Below are 25249 nucleotides of genomic sequence, written 5' to 3'. Positions count from 1 at the left end.
GTCGTCCGCCGGCCGCCGGGCGTTGAACCGGCGCAAATATCAAACCCGTATTACGTCTTCGGCAGCCAATTCGTACGCCGTCCGATATCGCGCGCGTGCATACGTTCATAGAATCGACGTCCAGGCTAAAAATCGCCTGAATGTCCTTTCAACGCCCAACCGGGCGCGCGCGTTCCGCGTGGCGCGGCCGGTGAACCACCAGGAACTCCGCATGAGGAAATTCAATGTTCGCATCGTCTTCGCGTACGACTGGCCATTGACGCTGGCCGGTATCGAGCAGATCGCGGGCGGCGCCTGCGCGATCGAGCTCGCCGCGGTCTACCGGAGCGCGGCCGAACTGGTCGCATCGCTCGGCGGTATCGATTGCGACGTCGTGCTGGTCGACTATGCGATTCGCGGCGACGAGCAGATGGATGGCCTCGCGCTGTTCGACTGGCTGCGCCGCACGCGGCCGAACGTCGGGATCGTCGTGCTGGTCGCGAACGAGAACCCGCTGATCTTCCGGTCGATCTTCGCGATCGGCGGCGTGAGCGTCGTCAGCAAGCTCGACGAGGTCGGCCATATCGTCACGGCGATTCATTCGAGCTACAGCGGCGCGACCTACCTGTCGCCGTCCGTGCGTCGCGCGGTCGATGCGCTCGGCACGCGCGGCGACACGCCCGTGAAGCTGTCGGCGCGCGAAATCGAGGTGATTCGCCTGTATCTGTCGGGCGTGCCGATCAAGACGATCGCGCAGCGCCTGAGCAAGGGCAAGCAGACGGTCAGCGCGCAGAAGATCAGCGCGATGAAGAAGCTCGGCGCGAGCAACGACGTCGAGCTGATCCAGCGCGCGGCGGGGCTGGGGCTCGGTAGCGGCGAGGCCGCGCTGCGGGCGGGCAGCGCGGCGTGAGGGTGGGGCGGCGCGCCGTCAAGCCGGCAGCGCGAACCGCGTCACCGCGTCGCGCAGCGCCTCGGCCTGATCGCGCAGCGAATGCGCGGCTGCCGCGGCCTGTTCGACGAGTGCCGCGTTCTGCTGCGTGACCTGATCCATCTCGCCCACCGCGCGGTTGACCTGCTCGATCCCGGCGCTCTGCTCGCGCGATGCGTGGCTGATTTCGTCGAGGATCTCGTTCACGCGCCGTACCGACTGCACGATCTCGGCCATCGTCTCGCCCGCATGCGTGACGAGCGTCGCGCCGTGCTGGACCGTCTCGTTCGACGACACGATCAGCGACTTGATCTCCTTGGCCGCCGTCGCCGAGCGTTGCGCGAGCGAGCGCACTTCGGCCGCGACCACCGCGAAGCCGCGGCCCTGTTCGCCCGCGCGCGCCGCTTCCACTGCCGCGTTCAGCGCGAGGATGTTGGTCTGGAACGCGATCCCGTCGATCACGCCGATGATGTCGCCGATCTTGTGCGAGCGGTCGGTGATCTCGTTCATCGTGCGCACGACGTCGTCGACCACCGCACTGCCGCGCGTCGCGACCTGCGCGGCCTGGCCCGCGAGCGACGCGGCCTGCTCGGCGCTGTCCGCGTTCTGCTTCACGTTCGCGGTCATCTCGTCCATGCTCGACGCGGTCTGCACGAGCGCGGCCGCCTGTTGCTCGGTGCGCTGCGACAGGTCCGTGTTGCCGGATGCGATCTCGCTCGCGCCGACGTTGATGTTCTCGGTGCCCGACCGGACGCGCGACACCATGTCGATCAGCCCGCCCTGCATCGTGTGCAACGCATGCAACAGGCTGCCGCGATCGTCGTGCTTCACGCTCACGCGGGCAGTCAGGTCGCCCTGCGCGATGCGCCGAGCGGCGTCGAGCGCCGCTTCCAGCTCGCCGCCGAGGCTCGCGCGCACGCTTTTCAGCACCAGTACCATCACGGCCGTCGCGATCGCGCCGAGCACGGCCGTCATCGCGAGCCAGCGGCCGATGCTCGCAAGCACCGCCGAGCGCACGTCGTTCATGTACATGCCGGTCACCAGATACCAGTCCCACGGCGCGAAGCGCTGCACGGCGCTGGTCTTCTCCTGCGGCTTGTCCGCACCCGGTTTCGGCCACAGATATTCGACGAAGCCCTTGCCGCCTTCCGCGTTGCCGGCCTTCACGATTTCGACGAACAGGTGCTTGCCGTTCGGATCGGTGAAATTCGACACGTCCTTGCCGTTGAGCTCGGCCTTGATCGGATGCATCACGATCACCGGCTTCGAATCGTTGACCGAGATATAGCCGTCGGCGCCGTAGCGCATCGCGGCAATCGCCTCGAGCGCCTTCTGCTTCGCATCGGTTTCCGGCATCGCGTTCTGCTGCGACAGCTTGTAGTAATGGTCGGTCACGCTCGCGGCCTGTGCGACCAGCGATGCAAGCTGGTCGCGGCGGTCGGCGATCATCGACGCGCGGGTCTGCCATGCGCCCAGCCCGGCGATCACGAGCAGGCCGAGCCACAGGATGACGATCATCGAGGCGAGTTTCTGATTCAGGGAAAGATTGCGCATGGTATGAGGTCGGTCAGTCGAGGAAGCTCGCCGGGACGGCGTGACGGGGTAAGTGTCTTGACGGCGCGCGATGTGCGGCGCTGTAGGCGGGAAATCCCTTAGAAGCGGCTCGTTTCCCGATGCCCGCGACGCGGGCGCGGGCATCTATGCATATGCATAAAAGTGGCCGCTATACTGTCGGGCGATGGTGTATGCGCCACGCCCGCACGGGCCGCGGTGCGACACCGAACCAAACCAAAAGGAGGCAACGATGCGGATTCTGGTGGTAGGAGCCGGCGCGGTCGGCGGATACTTCGGCGGCCGGCTGGCCGCGGCGGGGCGCGACGTGACGTTCCTGGTGCGCGACGGCCGCGCGGCTGCGCTTGCACGCGACGGGCTGCTGATCCGCAGCCCGCGCGGCGACCTGACGCTCGCGAACGTGCAGACCGTGCGCGCGGGCGATGCAGGCGCCGGCGTCGCGCCGTTCGACCTCGTGCTGCTGAGCTGCAAGGCGTACAGCCTCGACGACGCGATTGCGTCGTTCGCGCCGTTTGTCGGCCCGCAGACGCTGATCCTGCCGATGCTCAACGGGATGCGCCACCTCGACGTGCTGCACGAGCGCTTCGGCGCCGCGCAGGTGCTCGGCGGGCTGTGCGTGATCGCGGCGACGCTCGATCGCGAGCAGCGCATCGTACACCTGAACGACACGCACGGCGTGACGTTCGGCGAGCTTGCCGGCGGCGAATCGCCCCGCGTGCGCGCGGTGGCCGACGTGCTCGGCGGCGCGGGCTTCGACGCGACGCTCAGCGACGATATCGTCGCGCGGATGTGGGAGAAGTGGGTGTTCCTCGCGACGCTTGCCGCGAGCACGTCGCTGTTTCGCGGTTCGATCGGCGACATTCTCGCGGCGCCGGACGGCCGCCGCCTGCTCGAAACGATGCTCGCCGAATGCAGCGCGATCGCCGAACACAACGGCCACCGGCCCGACTCGTCGGCCAGCGAGCGGATGCAGCGGATGGTGCTGACGCCGTCGCCGTTGACCGCGTCGATGCTGCGCGATGTCGAGAATCATGCGCGCGTCGAAGCCGATCACGTGATCGGCGACCTGCTCGCGCGGCGCGACCCGCAGGCGGCCGATGCGTTGTCGCTGCTGCGGATCGCGTACAACCACCTGAAGACGTACGAGGCGCGCACGGCGCGCGAGCACGCGGCGGCGTAAGCCGGCGCGGGCGGCCAGCGCGGGCGGCCGTCCGCGCGATTCCGCGCCGCAACAAATTTGCCGTCCGGCGCCGTTTGCGGCCGGATCGTGCAAAAAAGTATCGGAAATCAGGCGTAAAGTTGGTGGAGCCGCGCGCTCGATCGACCTACATTGCTTCCCATGCGACCGGTCCGCATCGTCGCGCGAAACCGCAGGCGGACACGCGAACGAGCCGAACAGGCCGGCCAGCGATACATGGGAATGGAGACGCCAACATGATGCACCCCGATCTCGAAGTGGTCGAAGTGCGACGCGACGAGTCGTTCAAGGTCTGGTCGCACGGCTATCCGTATCGCACGATCCGCTGGCATTTCCATCCCGAATTCGAGCTGCACCTGATCGTCGCGACGCACGGCAAGTATTTCGTCGGCGATCACATCGGCTCGTTCGGCCCCGGCCATCTCGTGCTGCTCGGCCCGAACCTGCCGCACAACTGGGTCAGCGACATGGCCGAAGGCGAAACCGTCGAGCGGCGCAATCTCGTGATCCAGTTCGATCCGTCTTTCGTGCGCCGCTGCATGGACGCGTTTCCCGAATGCCGCGACGCGCAGACGCTGCTCGACGATGCGCGGCGCGGGGTCGGCTTCGACGCGGCGACGAGCGCCGCGATCGCCCCGCTGTTCGACGCGTTGCTGACCGCGCGCGGCATGCACCGCATCGCGCTGTTCATGACGATCCTCGAGCGGCTGTGCGGCGCGGCCGAGCGCACGCTGCTCGCGAGCCCCGCATACGACCAGACCGACGTCACGCCGACGCGGCTCAGTCACGCGCTGTCGTATATCGGCAAGAACCTCGCATCCGAGCTGCGCGAATCCGATCTCGCGCAACTGACCGGGCAGAGCGTCAGCGCGTTCTCGCGTGCGTTCCATCGCCACACGGGCATGCCGTTCGTCCAGTACGTGAATCGTCTGCGGATCGAATCCGCATGCCAGATGCTGCTCGCCGACGACGCGAGCATCACCGACGTCTGTTTCCAGGCCGGCTTCAACAACGTGTCGAACTTCAACCGCCAGTTCCGCGCGGTGAAGGGGATGGCGCCGTCCGAATTCCGTGCGCTGCAGCGCCTGAACGCGCGCAGCCGCGAGCTGGCGCTGCATGCGGCGCCCACCGGTAACCCGCTGCCGCCGCGCGTGCTGACACCCGGCGCACCCGAGCTCGCGCCGCAGCCCGGATGATCGCCGGGCCGCCGCCCGCCCCGAGTTTGCTCCGTCGTTTTACCCAGCCGATCGCGTCGCTCACGTCGCGAGGGGCGCATTCATCCACGAAAAAGCCGCACACAATTCAGGAGACACCGTCATGACGCACGCATCGCCCGCTTCATCCTCCCGTCGCGCCGCCCGCCTGGCGGCCGTTGCCGCGCTCGCCGTCGCGGCCCTGCTGCCCGCCGCCGCCCACGCGGCGCCACTGCGGATCGGCATGACGTTCCAGGAGCTGAACAACCCGTATTTCGTGACGATGCAGAAGGCGCTGAACGACGCGGCCGCGTCGATCGGCGCGCAGGTCGTCGTCACCGACGCGCATCACGACGTCAGCAAGCAGGTGAGCGACGTCGAGGACATGCTGCAGAAGAAGATCGACATCCTGCTCGTGAACCCGACCGATTCGACCGGCATCCAGTCGGCGATCACGCAAGCGAAGAAGGCGGGCGCGGTGGTCGTGGCCGTCGATGCGAACGCGAACGGCCCGGTCGATTCGTTCGTAGGTTCGAAGAATTACGACGCGGGCGTGATGTCGTGCGAATACCTTGCGAAGGCGATCGGCGGCAGCGGCGAGGTCGCGATCCTCGACGGCATTCCGGTCGTGCCGATTCTCGAGCGCGTGCGCGGCTGCAAGGCCGGGCTCGCGAAATTCCCGAACGTGAAACTCGTCGACACGCAGAACGGCAAGCAGGAGCGCGCGACCGCGCTGTCGGTCACCGAAAACATGATTTCCGCGCATCCGAACCTGAAGGGCATCTTCAGCGTGAACGACGGCGGCTCGATGGGCGCGCTCGCCGCGATCGAGGGGTCCGGCAAGGACATCAAGCTGACGAGCGTCGATGGCGCGCCCGAGGCGATCGCCGCGATCCAGAAGCCGAATTCGAAGTTCGTCGAGACGACTGCGCAGTTCCCGGCCGACCAGGTGCGCATCGCGCTCGGCATCGCGATCGCGCGCAAGTGGGGCGCGACGGTGCCGAAGGCGATTCCTGTCGACGTGAAGGTCGTCGATCGCGGCAACGCGAAGGGTTTCAGCTGGTGAACGACGTGCGATGCGACGCGAAGGGCGGCGGCGTGGCCGACGCCCTTCGCACGGAGAAGCCGATGGATACGATACTCAGGCTCGGCCACATCACGAAAAGCTTTCCCGGTGTGAAGGCGCTGTCCGACATCGATCTGGAGATTGCGCGCGGCGAGATCCATGCGCTGCTCGGCGAGAACGGCGCCGGAAAATCGACGCTGATGAAGATCCTGTGCGGCATCCACCAGCCGGATGCCGGCACGATCGAGATCGACGGCGCCGCGTGCCATTTCGCGGACTATCACGACGCGGTCGCGGCCGGCGTCGGCATCGTGTTCCAGGAATTCAGCCTGATTCCGCACCTCGATGCCGTCGACAACCTGTTCCTCGGCCGCGAGTTGCGCACGCGCTGGGGGGCGCGCGATCGCAAGCGGATGCGCGCGGCGGCGGCGGCCATCTTCGCGCGGCTCGGCGTGGCGATCGATCTCGATGCGCCGATCCGTGCGCTGTCGGTCGCGCAGCAGCAGTTCGTCGAGATCGGCAAGGCGCTGTCGCTCGACGCGCGCATCCTGATCCTCGACGAACCGACCGCGACGCTCACGCCGGCCGAGGCCGAGCACCTGTTCGCGATCATGCGCGAGCTGAAGCGGCAGGGCGTCGCGATGATCTTCATCTCGCATCATCTCGACGAAATTTTCGCGGTGTGCGACCGTATCACGGTGCTGCGCGACGGCCAGTACGTCGCGACGACCGACGTCGCGCGCACCGATGTCGAGCAACTGGTGCGGATGATGGTCGGCCGCCGGATCGAAAGCAGCTTTCCGCCGAAGCCGGCGCTGCCGGCCGACGCGCCGGTCGTGCTCGACGTCCATGCGCTGCAGATCGAGCGCGACGGCCCGGTGAACAGCTTCGCGCTTCGCGCCGGCGAGATCCTCGGCTTCGCGGGGCTGGTCGGCTCGGGCCGCACGGAAACGGCGCTCGCGGTGATCGGCGCGACACGCGCGCATCGCAAGGAACTGCGCGTACGCGGCGCGGCGGCGAAGCTCGCCGATCCGGCGGACGCACTGCGCGCGGGCATCGGCCTCCTGCCGGAAAGCCGCAAGACGGAAGGGCTCGTCACGTCGTTCTCGATTCGCGACAACATCTCGCTGAACAATCTCGGCAAGTACCGGTCGATGCGCTGGCTGATCGACCGGCGCGGCGAGGCGCGTACGACGCACGACGTGATGCGGCGCGTCGGCGTGAAGGCGCCGTCGATCCACACCGAGGTCGCGACGCTGTCCGGCGGCAATCAGCAGAAGGTCGTGATCGCGCGCTGGCTGAACCATCACACGTCGGTGCTGATCTTCGACGAGCCGACGCGCGGCATCGACGTCGGCGCGAAAGCCGAAATCTACGGGCTGATGCGCGAACTCACCGCGCGCGGCTACGCCATCATCATGATCTCGTCCGAATTGCCGGAAATCGTCGGCATGTGCGATCGCGTCGCCGTGTTCCGGCAGGGCCGCATCGAGGCGACGCTCGCCGGCGACGAGATCGATCCCGACACGGTCATGACCTATGCCACGGCCGGCACGCGAGGAGCGACCCATGAACCTGCCTGATTCCTCTTCCACGCCTTCCACGACGCTCGCGGCCACGGCCGCCGATGCGCCGCCGCCCCGCGCGATGTGGGCCCGGTTGCGCCGCTCGACGCTGTTCTATCCGCTCGTGGGCCTCGTCGTCGTGTGCATCGCGATGATGGTCGCGAGCCCGAGCTTCCTGTCCGCCGCGAACCTCGAAAACGTGCTGCGCCAGGTCTCGATCAACGCGATCATCGCGGTCGGCATGACCTGCGTGATCCTGACGGGCGGCATCGACCTGTCGGTCGGATCGGTGATGGCGCTGTCGGGCACGCTCGCGGCCGGGCTGATGGTCGCGGGCGTCAACGCGGCCGCTGCGCTGGCGATCGGCATCGCGGTCGGCTTGGGCTTCGGCTTCCTGAACGGCGTGTTCGTCGCGTTCGCGGGGATGCCGCCGATCATCGTCACGCTCGCGACGATGGGCATCGCGCGCGGCCTCGCGCTGATCTACACGGGCGGCTATCCGATCGACGGGCTGCCCGACTGGGTCGCGTTCTTCGGCAGCGGCAAGGTGCTCGGCATCCAGACGCCGGTGCTGATCATGCTGGCGATCTATGCGATCGCGTGGCTGTTGCTCGACCGGATGCCGTTCGGCCGCTACGTGTACGCGATCGGCGGCAACGAGCAGGCGACGCGGCTCACCGGCGTGCGGGTCGCGCGCGTGAAGCTGATCGTCTACACGCTGGCCGGCGTCACGTCGGCACTCGCCGCGATCGTGCTGACCGGGCGTCTGATGAGCGGGCAGCCGAACGCCGGCGTGGGCTTCGAGCTCGACGCGATCGCGGCCGTCGTGATGGGCGGCACGTCGATCTCCGGCGGGCGCGGCGCGATCCTCGGCACGCTCGTCGGGGCGCTGCTGCTCGGCGTGCTCAACAACGGGCTCAACATGATCGGCGTGAACCCGTACGTGCAGAACGTGATCAAGGGCGGAATCATCCTGCTCGCGATCTACATCAGCCGCGAGCGATCGCGGTAACGATCGATCCATCGGTTATCCGAATCAATTGAAAAAGAGACAACTCATGACGACACCCGAAGCCCAGCCGCGCATGACCGCGGTCGTCTGCCACGGCCCCGAGGACTATCGCGTCGAACAGGTCGCGAAGCCGCACCCCGGGACGAACGAGCTCGTGATCCGCATCGCCGCTTGCGGCATCTGCGCGAGCGACTGCAAGTGCTATACCGGCGCCAAGATGTTCTGGGGCGGACCGAGCCCGTGGGTGAAGGCGCCGGTGATCCCCGGCCACGAATTCTTCGGCCATGTCGAAGCGCTCGGCGACGGCGCGGCCGAGCATTTCGGCGTGGCGATGGGCGATCGCGTGATCGCCGAGCAGATCGTGCCGTGCGGCAAGTGTCGCTATTGCAAGTCGGGCCAGTACTGGATGTGCGAGGTGCACAACATCTTCGGCTTCCAGCGCGAAGTCGCCGACGGCGGAATGGCCGAGTACATGCGCATTCCGCCGACCGCGATCGTCCACAAGATCCCGCTTGGCGTATCGCTCGAGGATGCGGCGATCATCGAGCCGCTGTCGTGCGCGATCCATACGGTGAACCGCGGCGACGTCCAGCTCGACGACGTCGTCGTGATCGCGGGCGCGGGCCCGCTCGGGCTGATGATGACGCAGGTCGCGCACCTGAAGACGCCGAAGAAGCTCGTCGTGATCGACCTGATCGACGAACGGCTCGAACTCGCGCGGCAGTACGGCGCCGACGTGACGATCAACCCGCGGCGCGACGATGCGCGCGAGATCGTCCGCGGTCTCACCGACGGCTACGGGTGCGACGTCTACATCGAGACGACCGGCGCGCCGGTCGGCGTGAACCAGGGGCTCGACCTGATCCGCAAGCTCGGCCGCTTCGTCGAATTCAGCGTGTTCGGCGAGGATGCGACCGTCGACTGGTCGATCATCGGCGATCGCAAGGAGCTCGACGTGCGCGGTGCGCATCTCGGGCCATACTGCTATCCGGTCGCGATCGACCTGCTCGCGCGCGGGCTCGTCACGTCGAAGGGCATCGTCACGCACGGCTTCGCGCTTGAGGACTGGGACGATGCGATCCGCGTCGCGAAATCGCCCGAATCGATCAAGGTGCTGCTGAAGCCGGCCCGCTGACGGCCGGCGCGCGCCTCACCGGAGACATCATGGAATACGTCATAGGCGTCGACATCGGCACGCAGAGCACCAAGGCGCTGGTGGTCGACCGGCGCGGCACGATCGTCGCGCGGCGCTCGGCCGGCTACCAGCCCGATACGCCGCGCCCGCTGTGGGCCGAGCAGTGGCCGCAGGTGTGGTTCGACGCGGTGCTCGACTGCATCGCCGGCTGCGTGAGCGATGCGCGTGCGCAGGGCGTGCCGGCCGATGCGATCCGTGCGGTGTGCGTGAGCAGCCTGTACGGCGGCTCGGGCATCCCGGTCGACATCGACATGCGGCCGTTGCATCCGTGCCTGATCTGGATGGACCGGCGTGCGACCGCGGAAGTCGACTGGGTCAACGAGCACGTGAATGTCGAGCGGCTGCGCGTGATCACCGGCAACGGCGTCGACAGCTACTACGGGTTCACCAAGATGCTGTGGCTGCGCGACCGGCGGCCGGACGTATGGGCGAACGTGCGCTACTTCCTGCCGCCGAACGCGTACGTGATCTACCTGCTGACCGGCGAAGTGGCGGTCGATCACAGTTCGGCCGGCAATATCGGCGGCGTGTACGACGTCGCACGCCGCGAATGGTCCGACGACGCGCTCGACATGCTCGGCATTCCGGCGACGATGATGCCGGAACGGCTGGTCGATTCGACGGACATCGTCGGCGGTCTGCTGTCGCAATGGACCGCGCAACTCGGGCTGCCGGCCGGCACGCCCGTCGTCGCGGGCGGCGTCGATGCGGCGGTGGCGACCTTCGCGGCCGGCGCGACGCGTGCCGGGCAGCACGTCGCGATGATCGGCACCAGCATGTGCTGGGGCTACGTGAACCGGCACGTCGATGCGCGGCATGGCCTCGTCAGCATGCCGCACGTGTTCGACGGGCAGCGCGACCTGTACGTGTTCGGCGGTGCGATCGCGGCCGGCGCGTCGGTGGCGTGGTTTCGCGATCAGTTCTGCCATGCGGAAGTCGATGCGGCGCGCCTGCTGCCGCACGGCGATCCGCATGCGCTGCTCGAGGAAGCGGCCGAATGTGTGCCGGCCGGCGCCGACGGCGTGCTGTTCCTGCCGTATCTGATGGGCGAGCGCAGCCCGGTGTGGGATGCGAAGGCGAGCGGCGCGTTCGTCGGGCTGAGTCTCGCGCATACGCGTGCGCATCTTTATCGTGCGGTGCTCGAAGGCGTCGCGTTCGCGTTGCGCCACAACATCGAGGCTGGCCGCCGTGGCGCGGTGACGCTGGACGATCGATTGATCGTCGTCGGCGGCGCCGCGCATTCGGCGCTGTGGATGCAGATCATCGCGGACGTGACGGGTTTCCCGGTATGGACGATCGAGCAGGACGTCGAAGCGGCGATGGGGGCTGCGCTGCTTGCGGGTGTCGGAGCAGGGCTCGTGTCGCGCGACGACGCGCAGGGCGGCTGGGTCACGCTCGTCGAGCGCGCACGGCCCGATGCCGACCGCGCGAAAACGTACGACGCGCGTTTTTCGCTGTATACGGCGCTGTATCCGGCACTCAAGCCGATCATGCACAGGCTGGGCACACCATCATGAACACACGATTCGATTTCGGCGGGTCAACGGTGCTCGTCACGGGCGCATCGAGCGGAATCGGCCGCGCGTGCGCGGTCGCGCTGGCGCACGCCGGCGCGCGCGTCGTCGCGGCGGGGCGCGACATGGCCGCGCTCGACATGCTCGCCGGCGAGATTGCGTGCGAGACGTTGCGCATGGATGTCGGCGAGGACGAACGCGCGATCGATGCCGCACTCGCTGCATACGACGCGTTCGACGGCCTGGTCAATTGCGCGGGGATCGCGTCGCTCGAACCGGCGCTCGATGTCGGCGCCGCGCATTTCGATCGCGTGATGGCCGTCAATGCGCGCGGCGCGGCGCTCGTCGCGCGGGCCGTGGCCCGAAAGATGATCGAGCGCGACGCACGCGGCGCGGCGCACGCCCGGGGCAGCATCGTCAACGTGTCGAGTCAGGCCGCGCTCGTCGGCCTGCCCGCGCATCTGAGCTATTGCGCGTCGAAGGCGGCGATGGACGCGATCACGCGCGTGCTGTGCATCGAGCTCGGGCCGCACGGCATTCGTGTGAACAGCGTGAACCCCACCGTCACGCTCACGCCGATGGCGCAGTTCGCATGGAGCGACCCGGAGAAGCGCGCGCCGATGCTGGCCGCGATTCCGCTCGGCCGATTCGCGGAGCCGGACGAAATCGTCGAACCGATCCTGTTTTTGCTGAGCGATGCGGCGTCGATGATCAGCGGCGTGTCGCTGCCGATCGACGGCGGCTATACGGCACGCTAGACCGCAGTCGCGCGAGGAGCGGGTCGCGTTCGCAAAGCGGCCGGCGCGCTAGACCGGATCCTTGCTCGGCGGTTCGTCCGGCTGCTGCGGGTTGTCGTGATGACCGGGCGGCGACGAGAACGGATCGTTTTCCGGATCGCGGTTCGGGTCGGCCGGTGGCTCGGGCGTCGGGGTCGTGTGATCGCTCATGGAGAACTCGCGCGGTGCGTGACGGCGGTGGCGCGGCGGATGCGCCTCGTCTCCGTTATAGCCAATCGGGCGCGGGTTTGCAGCGGGATTCTTGCGGCGGGTGGTCGATCGTCGCGGAAATCCGCCGATCGGCGGGGTTCGTGCGGGAACGTGCGGGCCTGCGCAATCGACGTCAGCGCAAATCCGCGGGTGTATCGACGTCGCGCAGGATGCCGGGGTCGTCGACGTCGAGCAATGTCACCGGTGCACTGGCGAGCAGCGCGCGGGCGCCCGTGTCGCCGTCGAGGGCGGCGAGCGCATCGAAATGGTGCGCGGCGAAACCGACCGGATGGCCGCGCACGCCGCGATGCGCGGGCGCGACGATCGACGCGTGGTCGGCTTCGAGCGCGCGTGCAACCGTTTCGTAAGTGGACGCCGCGATCCATGGCATGTCGCCGAGCGCGACGAGCCAGCCGCTCGCGTCGGGCGTGGTGCGGACGCCGGCCGCGAGGCTCGCGCCCATGCCGCGCAACGCGTCGGGTGCATAAACGACCTGGCAGCCGGCTTCGTTCAGCAAAATCGCAAGCTTTTCGGCGCCGGGACGCACGACGGCGATCACGTCGGCGGTGGCGGCCGCGAGACGGCGGGCGGCCGCCACCGCCACCGGCGTGCCGTCGGGAAGCCGAGCGAGCAGCTTGCTGTGCAGGCCGCTCGGGTCGAAGCGTTGACCAAGGCCGCCGGCGAGCAGGACGCCGGTGGCGAGTGACGCATAGGACATCGGCGCGAGGGGAGTGAGGCAGGTGCTGCGATTGTGCGGGAGCACACGCGGATCGGCAAGTGAGGATGTTACCGGGTCACGCGTGTCGGATCGGGAAAACCGTCATCGCGACGATACGTCGAGCATGCTTGCGTCGACAGGAGCGTAAATTGCGTGCGATTCGTTCTGCATGACAGCCCAATGGCGATCGCCGAACGAGAGATCGACGAACCGTTCGTGCGACGCCCGCAGGGCGATCGACCGGACGGCGGCATCGGAGAGCGGTATCACGGTAGCGGGCCAATGGCACGAGGACGGTTGCGGCCACGCACCGATATCGAGAGGGGCGGCCGCGGTCGTTTGGTCAGACGAATCGCCAATATGCTGGAGTCTGGCGGAAGGTGCGCCGCGGTTCGACCCACGGGGCGGGCAACGCTCACCAGAGCGTCTTGACGTGCGCGTACGCGCGGATTTTTTCGTCGCGGGTGACGAGCGGCGCGCCGAGCCGCCGCGCGGTCGCGACGATCATGCGATCGGCCGGATCCTTGTGGAACGTGCCGGGTAGATCGGTGGATTTCGCGGCGATGTCGGCATCGACCGGCACGAAGCGCATGCCGTCGATCTGCGCGACGGTGGCGAGCCATGCGTCGACATCCATCGTCAGTGCGAGGCGGTCGTTGCGCACCAGCATCGCAATTTCCCACGCGGAGATGGCGGATGCGGCGAGCGCGCCTTCGCTCCGTGCACGATCGATCGCGCTTCGCGCCTTCCTGCTGAGCGCCGGGTCGCCCGCTACCCACCACACCAATGCATGTGTATCCAGCACGATCACCGCGACGCCTCCCAATCATCTTCCGCAATCGGATCGAGAGGATTGTCGTAGCGCATGACCGAACCGCGCAATATGTCCAACGGTTGAGTTTCGCGCGAGCGATACGGCCGGATCTCGAGCGTCGGTTTGCCGTGGTCGGTGACGATCAGGCTCTCGCCCGACGCCTCGACGAGCCGGAAGTATTCGAGTGCGCGAGCCTTGAATTCGGATTTCGATACGGGAGCGTGCGGCATCATGATATGAGCATGGTCATTTGACGATGGTCATTTTAGACCCGCTTTTCGACGCGGCGCAAGCGCCGGGGCGTGACCGGCTCGTGCTACGCGTCCGCCCACTTCCTCAACAGGTTGTGATAAATCCCGGTCAATGAAATGACCACCGGATCCTTCGCCCCTTTTTCGGCGGAAAGCGCCTGAATCTGCGTATCGAGCTGAAACAGCAGCGTGCGGTCGCCATCGTCGCGCACCATGCTCTGGATCCAGAAGAACGACGCGACGCGTTCACCTCGCGTCACCGGCGTCACGTGATGCAGGCTCGACGCCGGATACAGCACGAGATCGCCCGCCGGCAGCTTCGCGCGATGCACGCCGTAGCACCTGAATTCACCAAAAACCTACGCCAAAACCTACGCCAATTATAGACAGCTAAGGGCCAGATTCGCGTGACTATAATTGATAAGCGAATGGTTAATTTTCTTGAGTTGAGGTGTAGTAATGGCAACAACATACATGCGCCGTGATCGTCTTCCGATCACGGCGGCGGACTGGAAGACTCTCCGCTCGGATCGAGAATACGCGATCGTCCGTGAGTTCGAGAACGAGCGGATCAATGTCACGGCCGAGTGGTCCGGCGCGATCAAGAACGGCGGGAGCATTCCCAAGCAGCACTGGAAGCCGTTTGTGTTGTCGGTGGTCAACATCGTCACGACCGACGGAGAAGGGCGGCTGCTGGAAAAACCATTGCGCACGCCAGATCCGACGGCGTCCCGCGAGTTCCGTAGCGAGCAAGAACTGATCGACGCCTACGAGGACATCCTGGTGCGCTACGCCGGCTGCGAATGGCTTCCATCGTCGGACGGTCAGGGTGGCCGCCGGTTCGTTGAGCGTGGGAATCTTCTGGTCCCGCCACCACCCGACGCTGTCGATGTGCGAGGCATGGATGACGAGGTCGCAGACATTGCCGGCAGCTGGTAATGCTGGTTAGGCACCAGGTCCGCCAACTGACCGAGGAGGCGGAAGCAGAGCGTCACGAATTCGAGAGAGACTGCGCCACTCGGGGCTGCACCTGCTTTCTCTCGCCACCGTGCTCATTCTGCACGCACCCCGGCAACCCGATGAACCAGAATGAGGACGAGGAGTGCTGGGAGGACGTGGAATACGAAGTATTTATCGATCCACGGGAAGGCAGTTGGTGATCGGTTCATTTTGATATAAGACCTCGTAATTCTGCGAGGTAAGCCCGGAAGGTGAATGTTACATTTGGTCAAGTCAGCATGAATTCCTCGACAACCGACGCCATGTCGGGTAATAGTCAGTGCGATATGTTGACGGGGCAGCCGAATGGATGGGAATTTTCTCAGCGTCGGCAAGCGACCGCTTGCTGAGAGTATTATTGATCGTTGCGTGAATCGAAATAGTTAATTGATTTTCAATCGAATGTATCTATGGCTGATGTAAAGAAAACTCCTTACTACAAACCGCAAAAGGGTTTGCTCAAGTCAGAATTGAAGGAGTATAAAGGCGCTCAAGGGTGCATTCCTCTTGATACTCAGAAGACTGTATCTATTGACAGGTTGGCACCTGGAGAAAAGCCGCTTCCGCCGCCTCCGCCGCCTCCCAAACCAGTTATCAAAGCACCAGAGACGCCGAAGCAGCCTCCTGCGCCGAAACAGGCTCCAAAAGCTGCCCCATCTAAAGCCGATGTTCCGCCTAAGCAGGCCGAAGCAGAGGTGTGCGAGAATCCGCCACCTTTTGATCTTCAGGATGTGCCAATTGCGATGGACAAATTGGGATGGAAGGTGTCTGCCAAACTGGCGCGCATCTGGTTCGCTAGTCCTGAGCACATTTATAACGACGATCCAAAGTCGATTCAGCCAATTGACGATAGTGACGTTACCCTCGATTGGACACTGAAGTTCGGAAGCGTTCGTCAAAAATATGATAAATTTTTGAGCGAGGATATCTATAGTGAGCGGTCGGTAGCTATAGCGAAAGAAAAGATTGCGCCATTTGTCTCGAAGCTTTTTAATGACAGAAATTCGTCGTTCAGCTTCAACACGGCGCCATTTGTGAAAAATTTACTCAAATTCCACACAGATTGGCAATTTCAATATTTGCCAATCGGCAATTGGGATACGCTCGAAAATCTCGCCCCAAATGATCTGACGGGGGCGCTGGCAAATTTCAATATCTATGCGGCCGTTGGGAATGTTGAAATATCGGCTGAAAAATATTTCAAATATGAAAAAACAACCAATTTGTATTGTCTTAATGCTGTGGCGAAAATCACGCACATATACGTCTATGTGAAGGATAATTATTCGTTTAACGGTAAGCAGTATTTGGGGCACTGGAATAAGCATGGGGTAATTATCGCGCCCGGATCGGTGCTTTTTGACTTCAGTTCGCTGAAGCGAGATTCTGATGTTGATATCTGGATGAAGGCGCTCGATAAGCCCGTGGACATACGAAAGAGTTTAATCGGGAAGTTCAAGGAGTCTGATGTTTATTTCCCAGTTCACAACGCCGATTACAACCGGTGGCGCGAGAAGCATCATCGTGGTGGCGATTTTATGATATATTCGAAGCCGGTCTATTTGAAATTGAAAAAGCCGATCGAAATTAAACTTGGTGAAATATGCAGAGTAGAGCCTTCAAACTCATTGGCATAGTCTTGGTCTTGTATATTGGGGCTGGGCTGTTCGTTCACTTTACTCGACCTGCCTTCGGGCGATGCGATTTTTATAATCGACCGGATACGTTAAATGGAGGGGTAAAAAGCATTAACGGTGTCACTTATCGTTTTCAAATGTGCGGGACGGGCGGGAACGATCAGGATGGGACGGACGATAAAATCGAGCTAAAGGTATTTGGTGGCGATGGCGAACTTTTGGCGAGAAGGTATTTTTCTGTAAATTGGTATGCTGGCAGTGCCTTTCACGAGCCCTTGGAGTATGAGGGGGATTCGGTTCGATATATTGATGTAAGCGATCAATCGAGTTACGAAAAGCACTTGACCATCCCTCCATCCAAATGGGATTGGATTCGAGCTAGGTTGCCTATTTTTAATTAAATTTTACCCTTGGATTCCAGATCGGAAATCGTAGCTTGCAATACGACGATAGCCTGACGTAGGGCGTTAAGCTGGACGGCATTTACTGATTCGCCGCTTGCTGCAAAGTGCAGTGTTGCTTGAATTCGATCTGGCCCGAGATTATGTCTGTTCGGAGGTAACCGGTCCCGACTTACCTCTACGGTGACTCGCTCGAAAATGTCACTGGTGCTTCCGCGCTCAATCTTGCATGAAGTTACGATTCCCGGTGCGGGAACATATTCGAAGACCTCGGCATTGTTCGTCATAATTCGCTCCTGACGGTTGGACGCTCAGACATTGTGCCTCGCCTGCCTTCCGATTGCTACTCACGCACGCGCATTCTCAATCAGCAATACGCAGCCTACCACGCAGGACTCGCGCCAATACTTGCTCTCTAACCTTGTCTCTGTCGCAGCGAACAGCGCGACGAAGACCGGGCAGAGAAAGCATCCTGCGCTGCGCATTACGCGCCTCTACCCGATCAGCACAATTGAACCATGACGCGAGCGCGTCACCAATTTACTGACTCAGGAGAGCACCATGCAAGCCACCCGCATCCGCCGTTCGAACAAGAAGGCCGCCCCGCAATCGATCCAACTCGATATGTTGGGTTCGGTTGACGCGTCCGCAGCAGGGATGGATCCGCAACTTGCCGAACTGCTGACGGCACTCGACGTCACCAACGTCGCCAGCCCGAGCGCTGCGCTGGTCGAGGAGGCGGCCGAGCCGATGGTCGAGGAAATCGAGGATGAGCCGGCTCTGGTTGCTGACGCAGGCGAAGTCATCGAACTTCCGGAGGCGGCCGGTTCGTCTGCCCATGCGGACGCCGAGCTGGGCGCGCTGCTCGCGGCGATCGAGCCGCCGGCTGCTGTCCAGGCCGACGCGATTCCGCTCGCAGAGATCGTTGCTCAGGTGGAGACACAGGAGCACTACGCGATGGTCGCGCCCGATGCGCCGGCGCTGCCTGCGATGACGGACGAAGAGGCTGCAAAGGAACGCTTGATCGCGGAAGAGGCGCTTGCCGATGATCTGAAGGCGCAGGTCGCCGAGAACACCGCCGATCCCGACGCGGCTGCAGCGAAGCGGGAGCGCACCCCGCGCGTCCACTACGCGAACAAGCTCGATCGGATCAAGGCCCGGCACGGTGACAACCTCGGGAACTATCTCGTGCTGGAAGTGGCCGATGCCGAGCTCGAGGGCGACGCTCTCAAGGCGAAGCAGGACGAGACGCTGGCGATCATCGACGGGATGGGCATGAAGGTGAAGAACCGTGCATCGCTCCTGATCGATTGGGTGTCGGGCAAGGCCGCGAAGCCGAACGAGATCCTGAAGCGAGCGCTCGATGTGCTGGTGGCCGACGGCAAGATCACGACCGGGGAGAACGGGAACCTCCACAAGAACCTGATCGCTAAGCCGTATTCGGTCAGCGCGGCGCGCTCGATGGGGCGCAACACGGTCACGCTGATGGAGAAGCTGAAGATGCTCATGCCGTCGGGCGAGAAGGGGGCGTTCTCGCCGAACCCGGAATCGCTGCTTCTGATGGCGGCGCTCGCGAAGCACGGCGGCTCGGGCGTGGCGCCCGAAGTTGCAGCCGCAGAGCCGGCTGGTGAAACGACCTTGGCAGAGTAAGTAAACAACAGGTGGGCTTCGGCCCCCCTGTTTCGCGCAGAACAGACGCCACGGCGCGCTGCGCCGCGAGCGGGCCACCAGCCCGCACTCATCCCATACCTGTCTACCTTCACGACGAAATAGCCCGTCGCCAACGCTACTCCGAGCGTGTCTCTACGATCCGAGTGTGCAACTTCTTGCGTCAATCCCGTAAAAACTTGCGGAAAGTCCGTCGTGCCTCACTACAATGGATATATTAGCGATGACTTACTAGCGCCGCATGCGCGTCACGACAATTCATTCATCGCAACACAACACCGAATCGAAATGACCACGACCGATTACACGAGCCAAGCGCAGGCGATTGCTGAAGCGCTCGTCGGCGTAGCTACGCCGACGAGCCTGAATTGCCCGAACGACAATTTCTACGTCTCCTTGCCTGGGCGAGATCCCGATGCCCAGATCCTGCTGCGCTTTTCTCCGTATCGCGCGAAAGACAGGCTTGTCGTAACGCCGTCGTTCAATCAGTTGGGCCAAAGCAGGCGCGGCCACATCGCTGCCGCCGGAAGCTACCTGCAAAAGAGCCAGCTTGAGCAGATCGGCTACGTCTCCGAGATTACGATCGCCCTCACCAAGTCTGCGGGGCAGGTGGCCGCCGATATCGCGCGCAGACTGCTGCCGGGCTACCTGTCGGCACTTAGCCTCGTCCGCGCTGAGCTGAAGAAGGAAGCCGACGAAGAGGCGCAGCGCGACGCCGCGATGCAGAAGTTTGCGGGCATCGTAGGCGAATGCTGGACGCCCGACAGTCGTGATAATAGGCGGCTGCATTTGCGTCGCATGAACACGCCGGCCGGCTACTCCGCGACCCTCGAGCTCCACACGAACCGAGAGTGCAGCCTCGACATTCGCTGGGTCAGTGCCGAACTGGCCGAGAAAATCCTGACGGTGCTCGCGCAGCACGGAGAGGCAAAAGAATGACTGAGCTGACGAAGGAAGCGCTCGAGCGCCAGCAGGAAATTCTCGCGGACATCGCCTTCGAGGCGGGGAATCGTTGGGCGCGCACCGACTCGACATTGTGCGGAAAGGTAATCGACGCACTGAACGGATCGCGCGGCCTGATGGACGAGTTCATCGATTGGGCGAACGAATTCGACCTGTTGTGGGAGGCAGACGAACTGGATCGAGAGGATTACATCGGCGAGCTTTGCCGATTCGCCGATCGCAAACTGACCGAACTGTTCCGAGAACACGCATGAAGAAGCTCAATGAACCGATGCGGGTCGTGGCGTGCAACGCCTGGGGTAGAGTCGCTGCCGCACTTCATCAGGAATTTGAGGTTGAGGTGTGCGACATCGGTAGGACACGGCCGCACTACCTCGGACACAACCATCGCAGCTACGTGTTCGCGCTCGCGGATGTCGGCCGGGTGATCGTCAATATGACCGACGGCACCGGCTGGTCCTGCTGGGCGTTCAAGGCAGGTTCCGCATGAGCCAACTCCCACTTGCTGCCGCTGGACTCAGGAGCTACCGCTGTAAGGGCAGATTCGGCTGGATCATGATCGGAGCGACCGACGTCGATGATGCCATGCGAGAGGCGCGCCGCAGCTGCACTGATGCGAAGGTCGCCGACCTCGAGGAGTGGAACGGAGAGCGCTACGTGCCCGTTTCGTTCGCAGACGTCCTGAAGAGCGCCATCGCTAGGTCGGGACAATAGACACATCGAAACACAACGCGGGATATACCGATGAAAGCTGCAGTTACCAGGATCCGCCTGCGTCGCGCGGAGGGGCTCACTTCGTTCCAATGGGTCGAGGTTAACTCGTGGGCCGCTGCTGATTCGCAGCTTCGGACGTGGGCGAACACGGCACCCGATTGTGGCGCCTACGACAAGTGCGACTTCGAAGTGGAGTGGGAGAACGGCGCGCAGTATGCCGGCCGCTACGACCTGAAGCACTGGAACGTCGAAAGCCCCGATCTGGCCGGCCACGTTCGCGGCAACGCCTACTTCTACACCGCGCGTCACCAGCCGTCGCACATGACGCGGGCCGGCTATGCAGCGTTCCTGGCGGGTCACCCGTCGATCGCCGAGAAATACGAACGCCTGCTGCAGTGGTGCGATCTCGGCGCTGGCGCGCACCCGGCCAAACTGTTCTGAGAGGAAGACACGATGTTCTGGATCGTTACGAAAGACCACTTCGGAGACGGGCAGGTTGGCACTGGTCGATACACAACCATGGATTCGATCGTTGCCATCCGCGACCCGAAGCTTCGACAGGAAGCGACGGATCGCTTTGTTGCTGAGCACCCTGAATTCAACGACGAGTTCCAACTGCTCGACGATGACCGCAACGTTTGCTACACGGGCCGCTGTTTGGCACTCGATGACGCCGATCAGGATGCGGCATTTGAACCGCTCGATTGGGCGATGCCGCACGCGGGCTGCACGATCATGCAATACCGTAAGGTAGGCGCGACCAAATGGGAGGATCTGTAATGCGAGTCCTCAACGCACTGCGCGACTACCTGGCGCAGTCCAAAAGCATCGCGATCCTCCAAGACGCCCAACCCGCAGCCGATGAGCTGAAGGCTGCCTATCTGGAATTGCAGTTCGCGGACGACAAGCTGCTCCATGCCGCGCGCAGGGCCTACACCGACGATAGCGACGACATCGAAATCAACGATGGCGCGATCGTCTCGCCAGCACCCGATGGCAAATGGATCCAGGCATGGGTCTGGATGCCGAACGATGACGACGCATGCAGAGAGTGCGGCGAGGACAGCACGGGCGGAGAAGGATACGACGGGCTGTGCGGCAACTGTGCAGATCGCGCATTCGGCGAGAACGGGGCCGACTGACATGGCGTGCCTCACCAATTACGCGATTCAGTGCCGCGATATCACGAGCGGCGAGACGGGCGACTTCCTGTTCGACACCGACCACTGGCAGCGCACGGGCGAATTCAAAGCGATCTCCCCGGTGTTCAAGGGGCTCGCCGAGTTGTTCGAATGGGACGACCAGAATGGCCGGCGCCGCGGGCCGTGCTATCTCGAGCAGATCGAGGAGGGGGCATGCGATTGAAGAAATGCCGGAAAGGACATCGCATGGTGCCGCGCGTGCGACTTCATCAGGACGGGCGAGTCACGCTGTCAGGGATTCAGTGGAGTGATTTTCGCTCGCTTATGACGGCTGCAAGCCTTCACCACTACGACACCGAAAAGGACATCGCGAGCCAGGCTGCAGATGTGGAGAAACGCGCACAGGCGGACGTCCAGTTCGGGGAAGTGATCCGGGCAAACCACGCGGACAACGTGATGTGGGCATCGCGCATTCGCGGGGTCATCAAGATGGTCGAAGACGAGATTGCGCGGAATTGCGGTGCGCCGCGGGAGCCGATCAAGCCCATCACACAGCTTGCCCCGTGGGAGGTCGCGCAGCGCCGCAAGAAGGCCGAGAGCGACGCCAAGTTCCGGAAGTGGTTGAACGAGAAATTCAAGAATCGAAGAGAGCCAAATGCACCTGACCAAACGTGAGCGCCAGTTGCTCAACAGCCGTATCTCCGCGAGGCAGAGGGTGTCGATCGCGCGGAATCACGACGCCTTAAAGGGCGCGTATTACGAGATTCGCGGTAATCGCCCTGTCGTAGTGTTGCGTGACGAAGTGGATCAGCACGGCAAAGGGCTGTTCAAGGGAAAGTGCAATCGCAGCGCATGCGACGCGCGCGGGGAAGGCATCGTCTGGTGGAACCGGTCGACGCGTGCCTACTACTGCGAATGGTGCAAGCGTGCCATCGACGCATGGGTCGACAGGGACTATGGCCCGTGCTTCGAGAAGTATCCGCACGTCGCTGATGGTGTTCCGCAGGCCGATCCCGAGAATTGACCATGTCGCAACGAACACGAACAGCACAATGAAAGCAATCCTCGTCAAACCAAACGGACCTAAGCCGACGCCGGCTGGCGAGCGGACATTTGGCTCGCATGTCGAACCGAATTTCGATATGGCGTCGTTCCTCGAGAACGAATTCAACAGTCATGGCTTCGAGGCCGTCATATCCACGTTACCTGATGAATCGGTCGAAAGCCTTACGCGCCGGTTTGTTGAGCTTCAACGCGCATGCGTCTCAGTTGTCCGCGCCCAACAGCGACAGGAGTTAGACGCCGCCGTTCGAGAACTTGGCAGGCTGATCAATAAAGGGGCAACGACGTGAAGACGGAAGACATCAGTGTGACGGCGAACGAGGTTCGCGCGGGCGATCGGATCATCATGCGCCCGACATGGCCGGATGGCCGTCTTGTGGTCGATGTGTCGCACGGGACGCGCGACCATCAGCTCCGCATCACATTCGAGGGCGACGACGAAGCGACCGCGTTCTACAGCGTGGCCGAGCATGTCGTCGTCCGACGTGTTATCGGCGGCGAAGTCACGGTGCCCGAGGGATTCCGCGTTGTCACGAAGGAAGAGTTTTTCGCGGCGCTCTACGCTGATCCGCGCGACATCATGCCGTGCATCCAGCACAGCCCCTTCTACACCACGTGGGAATTCAGAAGCCGCGAAGTATGGGGCTGGTCGGCGCCTGGCTGGAAGAACCCGCGCGACGAGAGCATTTTCGCGCTCAAGCAATAGCACTGCAATCAAAGGAAGAAGGATGGCGAACCACCCCGAATTCGATTTGACTCAGGCGCCCGCTGGCCGCGTCGTGGCAATCCAAATTCTGCCGGTCACCTTGAAAGGCGATAGCGCGGAGGGGCAGAGTGAAGGCGCAGACCACAGCACCGACCTGTATGGCGTCTATTACCGCATTGAAGATCGCACGGCTCAATGGTGCCTTGATTGTCCGACCGAGCGGGAGGCGGCGGCATTGGCGCGTAGCCTCTGCAAGAAATACGGCGTGCCGCTCGAACCCTACCCGTGGCAGGCGCGACTGCTCGCCGCAGCGTGAGAGAAGTATCCGCGATCGGTCCAGGTGACGATCGCGAGAATAGAACCATCGAAACACAACGAGATTGAACCATGAGCGTCATTCAAGCCGCGCTGCGGGAAGCCGACAAGCCCATCCACTCGGGAGCGGGGTTCCTGTTCCGCATCGAGACGAAGACCGGAAAGTCGTATCGCGCCGGCGTCTACAGTGACGAGAAGTCGGTGAAGGAATCGGGTGTCGTTCGCCTCGATTTGTGGCCGCTCGAGCCTGTGGAAGGTAAGGACGACGGCCCGATCGGCCGCCAACTCTTCCTCGCAGAGGACGCGATCGAATCTGTCGAAATTGAGTGGTGAGCCATGAACGAGAACATTACCGAGTTCAACAACGCGCAAGCAGATGGCGAGGGGTGGGGCATTTTCGACTGCGTGGGTAGTGATAACGGCCGGTGGCAGCTCCAGAGAATCGACGAGGACGAGGTGTTCCTGGACGACGACTCTGCGTGGAAATTCGTAACCGACAAGGCCCGCGAGGGAAGTGCCTATCACCGATCCGCAATCGAGTTCGTGCGGGACAACAACCCGGACGAGTATCAAGCGATCCGCACAGCAACGGGCTTTGAACTGGAGGCAGTAGCATGACCGAGAGCATTCTCACCATCCGTCGCACGCTCGAGCGAATCCGCGTCCTCGCGCTGAACAATGAGTTCTCCGGGCAGCCGGCGTATGAGGTCGTCGTTGACGGCAAGCCCTGCCACTGCGCGGTAGGAGCGCTGCTGCATCCCGAAACGCTTTACGACATCGTGCGGATCGGCTCGAACCACGAATATATCGGAGAAGTCCTCTCGAAACTGAAGGTGGCCGATCCGATCGAACTGACAGGTCTGGATCTTCACCGACTGGCGCCGCTCCAGAGTCGACATGACTATCATCATTCGGTCCGAAAGGATATCGACGACGCCGAAGTTCGCGAGCTAGCCAATCGTGACGTATTGCAGTGGGTAACACACGAACTTGCCACGCTGTTCTAAAGAAAAAGGGGAGCCGACTGGCTCCCCTTTTTGTTGCTGCGCGCTTCCACGGCGATGCTGGCGCACGATAGGCGAAGCGACTGCCTACCGTGTGCACTATCGACGTATGGTCAGTGCTTGCTGCGAATCTTTGCGAGGCGCTGAATCGCTTCAAGCTGGGCCATCGCGGTCGCAAGCTCAGACTGTGCTTTCGCGAGGTCGAGATCCGACTTCGCGTTCTGCAGCGTTTCCTCGGCACGCTTGCGCGCTTCCTCGGCTTTCGCCGCATCGAGGTCCTTGCCGCGGATCGCGGTATCGGCGAGCACCGTCACGGCGCCCGGCTGCACTTCGAGAATGCCGCCCGCGACGAACACGAATTCGTCGTTGCCGCCCTCGACTTCGATGCGCACCGCACCCGGACGAATCCGGGTGATGAGCGGCGTGTGGCCCGGCAGAATGCCCAGCTCACCCGTTTCGCCCGGCAGCGCGACGAATTTCGCCTCGCCCGAGAAGATCTGCTCTTCCGCGCTGACGACGTCTACTTTGATGGTTGCCATATCAGCCCCTTACTGGATCTTCTTGGCCTTCTCGAAGGCTTCGTCGATCGTGCCGACCATGTAGAACGCCTGTTCCGGCAGGTGGTCGCACTCGCCGTCGACGATCAT

At 63.3% G+C, this 25249-nt stretch carries 34 protein-coding genes and 1 pseudogene; 27 read left to right on the top strand and 8 right to left on the bottom strand.

Translation table 11 applies throughout. The features are described from left to right. Window positions 1-211: 211 nt before the first annotated feature. A complete protein-coding gene (locus WS89_RS21445; RefSeq protein ID WP_059502805.1) occupies window positions 212-889 on the top strand; it encodes a response regulator transcription factor in 678 nt (225 codons plus the stop codon). A gap of 18 nt (window positions 890-907) precedes the next feature. Here the strand turns inward: WS89_RS21445 and WS89_RS21440 are convergent, their stop codons facing one another. Continuing rightward, complete coding sequence (locus WS89_RS21440) at window positions 908-2461, bottom strand: methyl-accepting chemotaxis protein (protein WP_059793334.1); 1554 nt, start codon at window positions 2459-2461, stop codon at window positions 908-910. 250 nt (window positions 2462-2711) lie between these two features. On the opposite strand from WS89_RS21440, the gene panE reads away from it, so the two are divergent. The 8 genes from panE to WS89_RS21400 all read left to right on the top strand — a co-directional run bounded on the left by panE (window position 2712) and on the right by WS89_RS21400 (window position 11980). Next, complete coding sequence (gene panE, locus WS89_RS21435) at window positions 2712-3659, top strand: 2-dehydropantoate 2-reductase (protein ID WP_059793332.1); 948 nt, start codon at window positions 2712-2714, stop codon at window positions 3657-3659. Between the two features lie 254 nt (window positions 3660-3913). Next, entirely contained in the window at window positions 3914-4873 is a 960-nt protein-coding gene (locus WS89_RS21430) for an AraC family transcriptional regulator (protein ID WP_059793330.1), read from the top strand. A gap of 121 nt (window positions 4874-4994) precedes the next feature. Further along, window positions 4995-5936 (top strand): substrate-binding domain-containing protein, encoded by a 942-nt coding sequence (locus tag WS89_RS21425; protein WP_059502651.1) that lies wholly within the window; start codon window positions 4995-4997, stop codon window positions 5934-5936. Then, window positions 5855-7519, top strand: a complete 1665-nt coding sequence (locus tag WS89_RS21420) for a sugar ABC transporter ATP-binding protein (protein ID WP_373558394.1) — start codon at window positions 5855-5857, stop codon at window positions 7517-7519. The genes WS89_RS21425 and WS89_RS21420 overlap by 82 nt, the downstream gene beginning before the upstream one ends. Further along, window positions 7506-8513 carry an ABC transporter permease gene (locus WS89_RS21415; protein WP_059793329.1) on the top strand — a complete coding sequence of 336 codons (1008 nt, stop codon included), beginning with the start codon at window positions 7506-7508 and terminating at the stop codon, window positions 8511-8513. Before WS89_RS21420 ends, WS89_RS21415 begins: the two co-directional genes overlap by 14 nt. Window positions 8514-8559: 46 nt before the next feature. Then, window positions 8560-9648 (top strand): alcohol dehydrogenase catalytic domain-containing protein, encoded by a 1089-nt coding sequence (locus WS89_RS21410; RefSeq protein WP_059793326.1) that lies wholly within the window; start codon window positions 8560-8562, stop codon window positions 9646-9648. A 29-nt stretch (window positions 9649-9677) separates the two neighbouring features. After that, complete coding sequence (locus WS89_RS21405) at window positions 9678-11225, top strand: FGGY-family carbohydrate kinase (RefSeq protein WP_059793324.1); 1548 nt, start codon at window positions 9678-9680, stop codon at window positions 11223-11225. Beyond that, window positions 11222-11980: an SDR family oxidoreductase gene (locus WS89_RS21400; protein ID WP_059793323.1), complete on the top strand. Its 759-nt coding sequence runs from the start codon at window positions 11222-11224 to the stop codon at window positions 11978-11980. The genes WS89_RS21405 and WS89_RS21400 overlap by 4 nt, the downstream gene beginning before the upstream one ends. Before the next feature lie 48 nt (window positions 11981-12028). On the opposite strand, the gene WS89_RS34275 is transcribed toward WS89_RS21400, so the two are convergent. From WS89_RS34275 to WS89_RS21375, 5 genes and pseudogenes are all read right to left on the bottom strand, one after another. After that, window positions 12029-12169 (bottom strand): hypothetical protein, encoded by a 141-nt coding sequence (locus WS89_RS34275; protein WP_175888605.1) that lies wholly within the window; start codon window positions 12167-12169, stop codon window positions 12029-12031. 172 nt (window positions 12170-12341) lie between these two features. Then, complete coding sequence (locus WS89_RS21395; RefSeq protein ID WP_059793321.1) at window positions 12342-12926, bottom strand: nucleotidyltransferase family protein; 585 nt, start codon at window positions 12924-12926, stop codon at window positions 12342-12344. A 415-nt stretch (window positions 12927-13341) separates the two neighbouring features. Then, window positions 13342-13737 (bottom strand): type II toxin-antitoxin system VapC family toxin, encoded by a 396-nt coding sequence (locus WS89_RS21385; protein ID WP_034206140.1) that lies wholly within the window; start codon window positions 13735-13737, stop codon window positions 13342-13344. Beyond that, window positions 13734-13973 (bottom strand): type II toxin-antitoxin system Phd/YefM family antitoxin, encoded by a 240-nt coding sequence (locus WS89_RS21380; RefSeq protein WP_034204466.1) that lies wholly within the window; start codon window positions 13971-13973, stop codon window positions 13734-13736. Before WS89_RS21380 ends, WS89_RS21385 begins: the two co-directional genes overlap by 4 nt. An 83-nt stretch (window positions 13974-14056) precedes the next feature. Beyond that, window positions 14057-14329: pseudogene (locus WS89_RS21375) on the bottom strand (PKHD-type hydroxylase); the annotation flags it as partial. Between the two features lie 121 nt (window positions 14330-14450). Between WS89_RS21375 and WS89_RS21370 the strand changes: the two are divergent. Continuing rightward, window positions 14451-14930, top strand: a complete 480-nt coding sequence (locus tag WS89_RS21370) for a hypothetical protein (RefSeq protein ID WP_156440593.1) — start codon at window positions 14451-14453, stop codon at window positions 14928-14930. Between the two features lie 470 nt (window positions 14931-15400). Further along, entirely contained in the window at window positions 15401-16627 is a 1227-nt protein-coding gene (locus tag WS89_RS32895) for a DUF6402 family protein (RefSeq protein WP_179949879.1), read from the top strand. 397 nt (window positions 16628-17024) lie between these two features. Here the strand turns inward: WS89_RS32895 and WS89_RS33920 are convergent, their stop codons facing one another. Further along, complete coding sequence (locus WS89_RS33920) at window positions 17025-17315, bottom strand: hypothetical protein (RefSeq protein ID WP_156440592.1); 291 nt, start codon at window positions 17313-17315, stop codon at window positions 17025-17027. A 274-nt stretch (window positions 17316-17589) separates the two neighbouring features. Between WS89_RS33920 and WS89_RS21360 the strand changes: the two genes are divergently transcribed. The 16 genes from WS89_RS21360 (at window position 17590) to WS89_RS21285 (ending at window position 24605) form a co-directional block, all read left to right on the top strand. Next, entirely contained in the window at window positions 17590-18678 is a 1089-nt protein-coding gene (locus tag WS89_RS21360) for a hypothetical protein (protein ID WP_156440591.1), read from the top strand. A 306-nt stretch (window positions 18679-18984) separates the two neighbouring features. After that, the gene (locus tag WS89_RS21355; protein ID WP_059793313.1) at window positions 18985-19635 is read left to right on the top strand and encodes a hypothetical protein; all 651 of its coding nucleotides are present in this window, start codon (window positions 18985-18987) and stop codon (window positions 19633-19635) included. Beyond that, window positions 19632-19913 (top strand): hypothetical protein, encoded by a 282-nt coding sequence (locus tag WS89_RS21350; protein ID WP_059793312.1) that lies wholly within the window; start codon window positions 19632-19634, stop codon window positions 19911-19913. The genes WS89_RS21355 and WS89_RS21350 overlap by 4 nt, the downstream gene beginning before the upstream one ends. Continuing rightward, window positions 19910-20149 (top strand): hypothetical protein, encoded by a 240-nt coding sequence (locus WS89_RS21345; protein ID WP_059793309.1) that lies wholly within the window; start codon window positions 19910-19912, stop codon window positions 20147-20149. The genes WS89_RS21350 and WS89_RS21345 overlap by 4 nt, the downstream gene beginning before the upstream one ends. A 254-nt stretch (window positions 20150-20403) precedes the next feature. Further along, window positions 20404-20814 carry a hypothetical protein gene (locus tag WS89_RS33915; protein WP_156440590.1) on the top strand — a complete coding sequence of 137 codons (411 nt, stop codon included), beginning with the start codon at window positions 20404-20406 and terminating at the stop codon, window positions 20812-20814. Window positions 20815-20826: 12 nt separating this feature from the next. Further along, window positions 20827-21153, top strand: coding sequence for a hypothetical protein (locus WS89_RS21335; protein ID WP_059793305.1), 327 nt, complete (start codon window positions 20827-20829; stop codon window positions 21151-21153). Further along, a complete protein-coding gene (locus WS89_RS21330) occupies window positions 21153-21515 on the top strand; it encodes a hypothetical protein (protein ID WP_059793303.1) in 363 nt (120 codons plus the stop codon). The genes WS89_RS21335 and WS89_RS21330 overlap by 1 nt, the downstream gene beginning before the upstream one ends. Window position 21516: 1 nt before the next feature. Beyond that, on the top strand, window positions 21517-21738 hold the full coding sequence (locus tag WS89_RS21325) for a hypothetical protein (RefSeq protein ID WP_059793301.1): 222 nt from the start codon (window positions 21517-21519) through the stop codon (window positions 21736-21738). Continuing rightward, the gene (locus tag WS89_RS21320; protein WP_156440589.1) at window positions 21729-22190 is read left to right on the top strand and encodes a hypothetical protein; all 462 of its coding nucleotides are present in this window, start codon (window positions 21729-21731) and stop codon (window positions 22188-22190) included. The genes WS89_RS21325 and WS89_RS21320 overlap by 10 nt, the downstream gene beginning before the upstream one ends. Next, window positions 22171-22539, top strand: a complete 369-nt coding sequence (locus tag WS89_RS33910) for a hypothetical protein (protein ID WP_156440588.1) — start codon at window positions 22171-22173, stop codon at window positions 22537-22539. Before WS89_RS21320 ends, WS89_RS33910 begins: the two co-directional genes overlap by 20 nt. 28 nt (window positions 22540-22567) lie before the next feature. Then, the gene (locus tag WS89_RS21310) at window positions 22568-22867 is read left to right on the top strand and encodes a hypothetical protein (RefSeq protein ID WP_156440587.1); all 300 of its coding nucleotides are present in this window, start codon (window positions 22568-22570) and stop codon (window positions 22865-22867) included. Further along, window positions 22864-23283, top strand: a complete 420-nt coding sequence (locus tag WS89_RS21305) for a hypothetical protein (RefSeq protein ID WP_059793292.1) — start codon at window positions 22864-22866, stop codon at window positions 23281-23283. The genes WS89_RS21310 and WS89_RS21305 overlap by 4 nt, the downstream gene beginning before the upstream one ends. Before the next feature lie 22 nt (window positions 23284-23305). Beyond that, on the top strand, window positions 23306-23599 hold the full coding sequence (locus WS89_RS21300; protein ID WP_059793291.1) for a hypothetical protein: 294 nt from the start codon (window positions 23306-23308) through the stop codon (window positions 23597-23599). 71 nt (window positions 23600-23670) lie between these two features. After that, window positions 23671-23931 carry a hypothetical protein gene (locus WS89_RS21295; protein ID WP_059793289.1) on the top strand — a complete coding sequence of 87 codons (261 nt, stop codon included), beginning with the start codon at window positions 23671-23673 and terminating at the stop codon, window positions 23929-23931. Between the two features lie 3 nt (window positions 23932-23934). Beyond that, a complete protein-coding gene (locus tag WS89_RS21290; protein ID WP_059793286.1) occupies window positions 23935-24216 on the top strand; it encodes a hypothetical protein in 282 nt (93 codons plus the stop codon). After that, window positions 24213-24605: a hypothetical protein gene (locus tag WS89_RS21285; protein WP_059793284.1), complete on the top strand. Its 393-nt coding sequence runs from the start codon at window positions 24213-24215 to the stop codon at window positions 24603-24605. Before WS89_RS21290 ends, WS89_RS21285 begins: the two co-directional genes overlap by 4 nt. 110 nt (window positions 24606-24715) lie before the next feature. Here the strand turns inward: WS89_RS21285 and WS89_RS21280 are convergent, their stop codons facing one another. Continuing rightward, window positions 24716-25141, bottom strand: coding sequence for a F0F1 ATP synthase subunit epsilon (locus tag WS89_RS21280; RefSeq protein WP_059793281.1), 426 nt, complete (start codon window positions 25139-25141; stop codon window positions 24716-24718). Window positions 25142-25249: the final 108 nt, after the last annotated feature.

It is taken from the genome of Burkholderia sp. MSMB1072 (assembly GCF_001524725.1).
In the GTDB taxonomy this organism is placed as follows: domain Bacteria; phylum Pseudomonadota; class Gammaproteobacteria; order Burkholderiales; family Burkholderiaceae; genus Burkholderia.
Note: the sequence above shows the minus strand (reverse complement) of the source record. Positions and strands in the feature narration are given on the sequence as shown.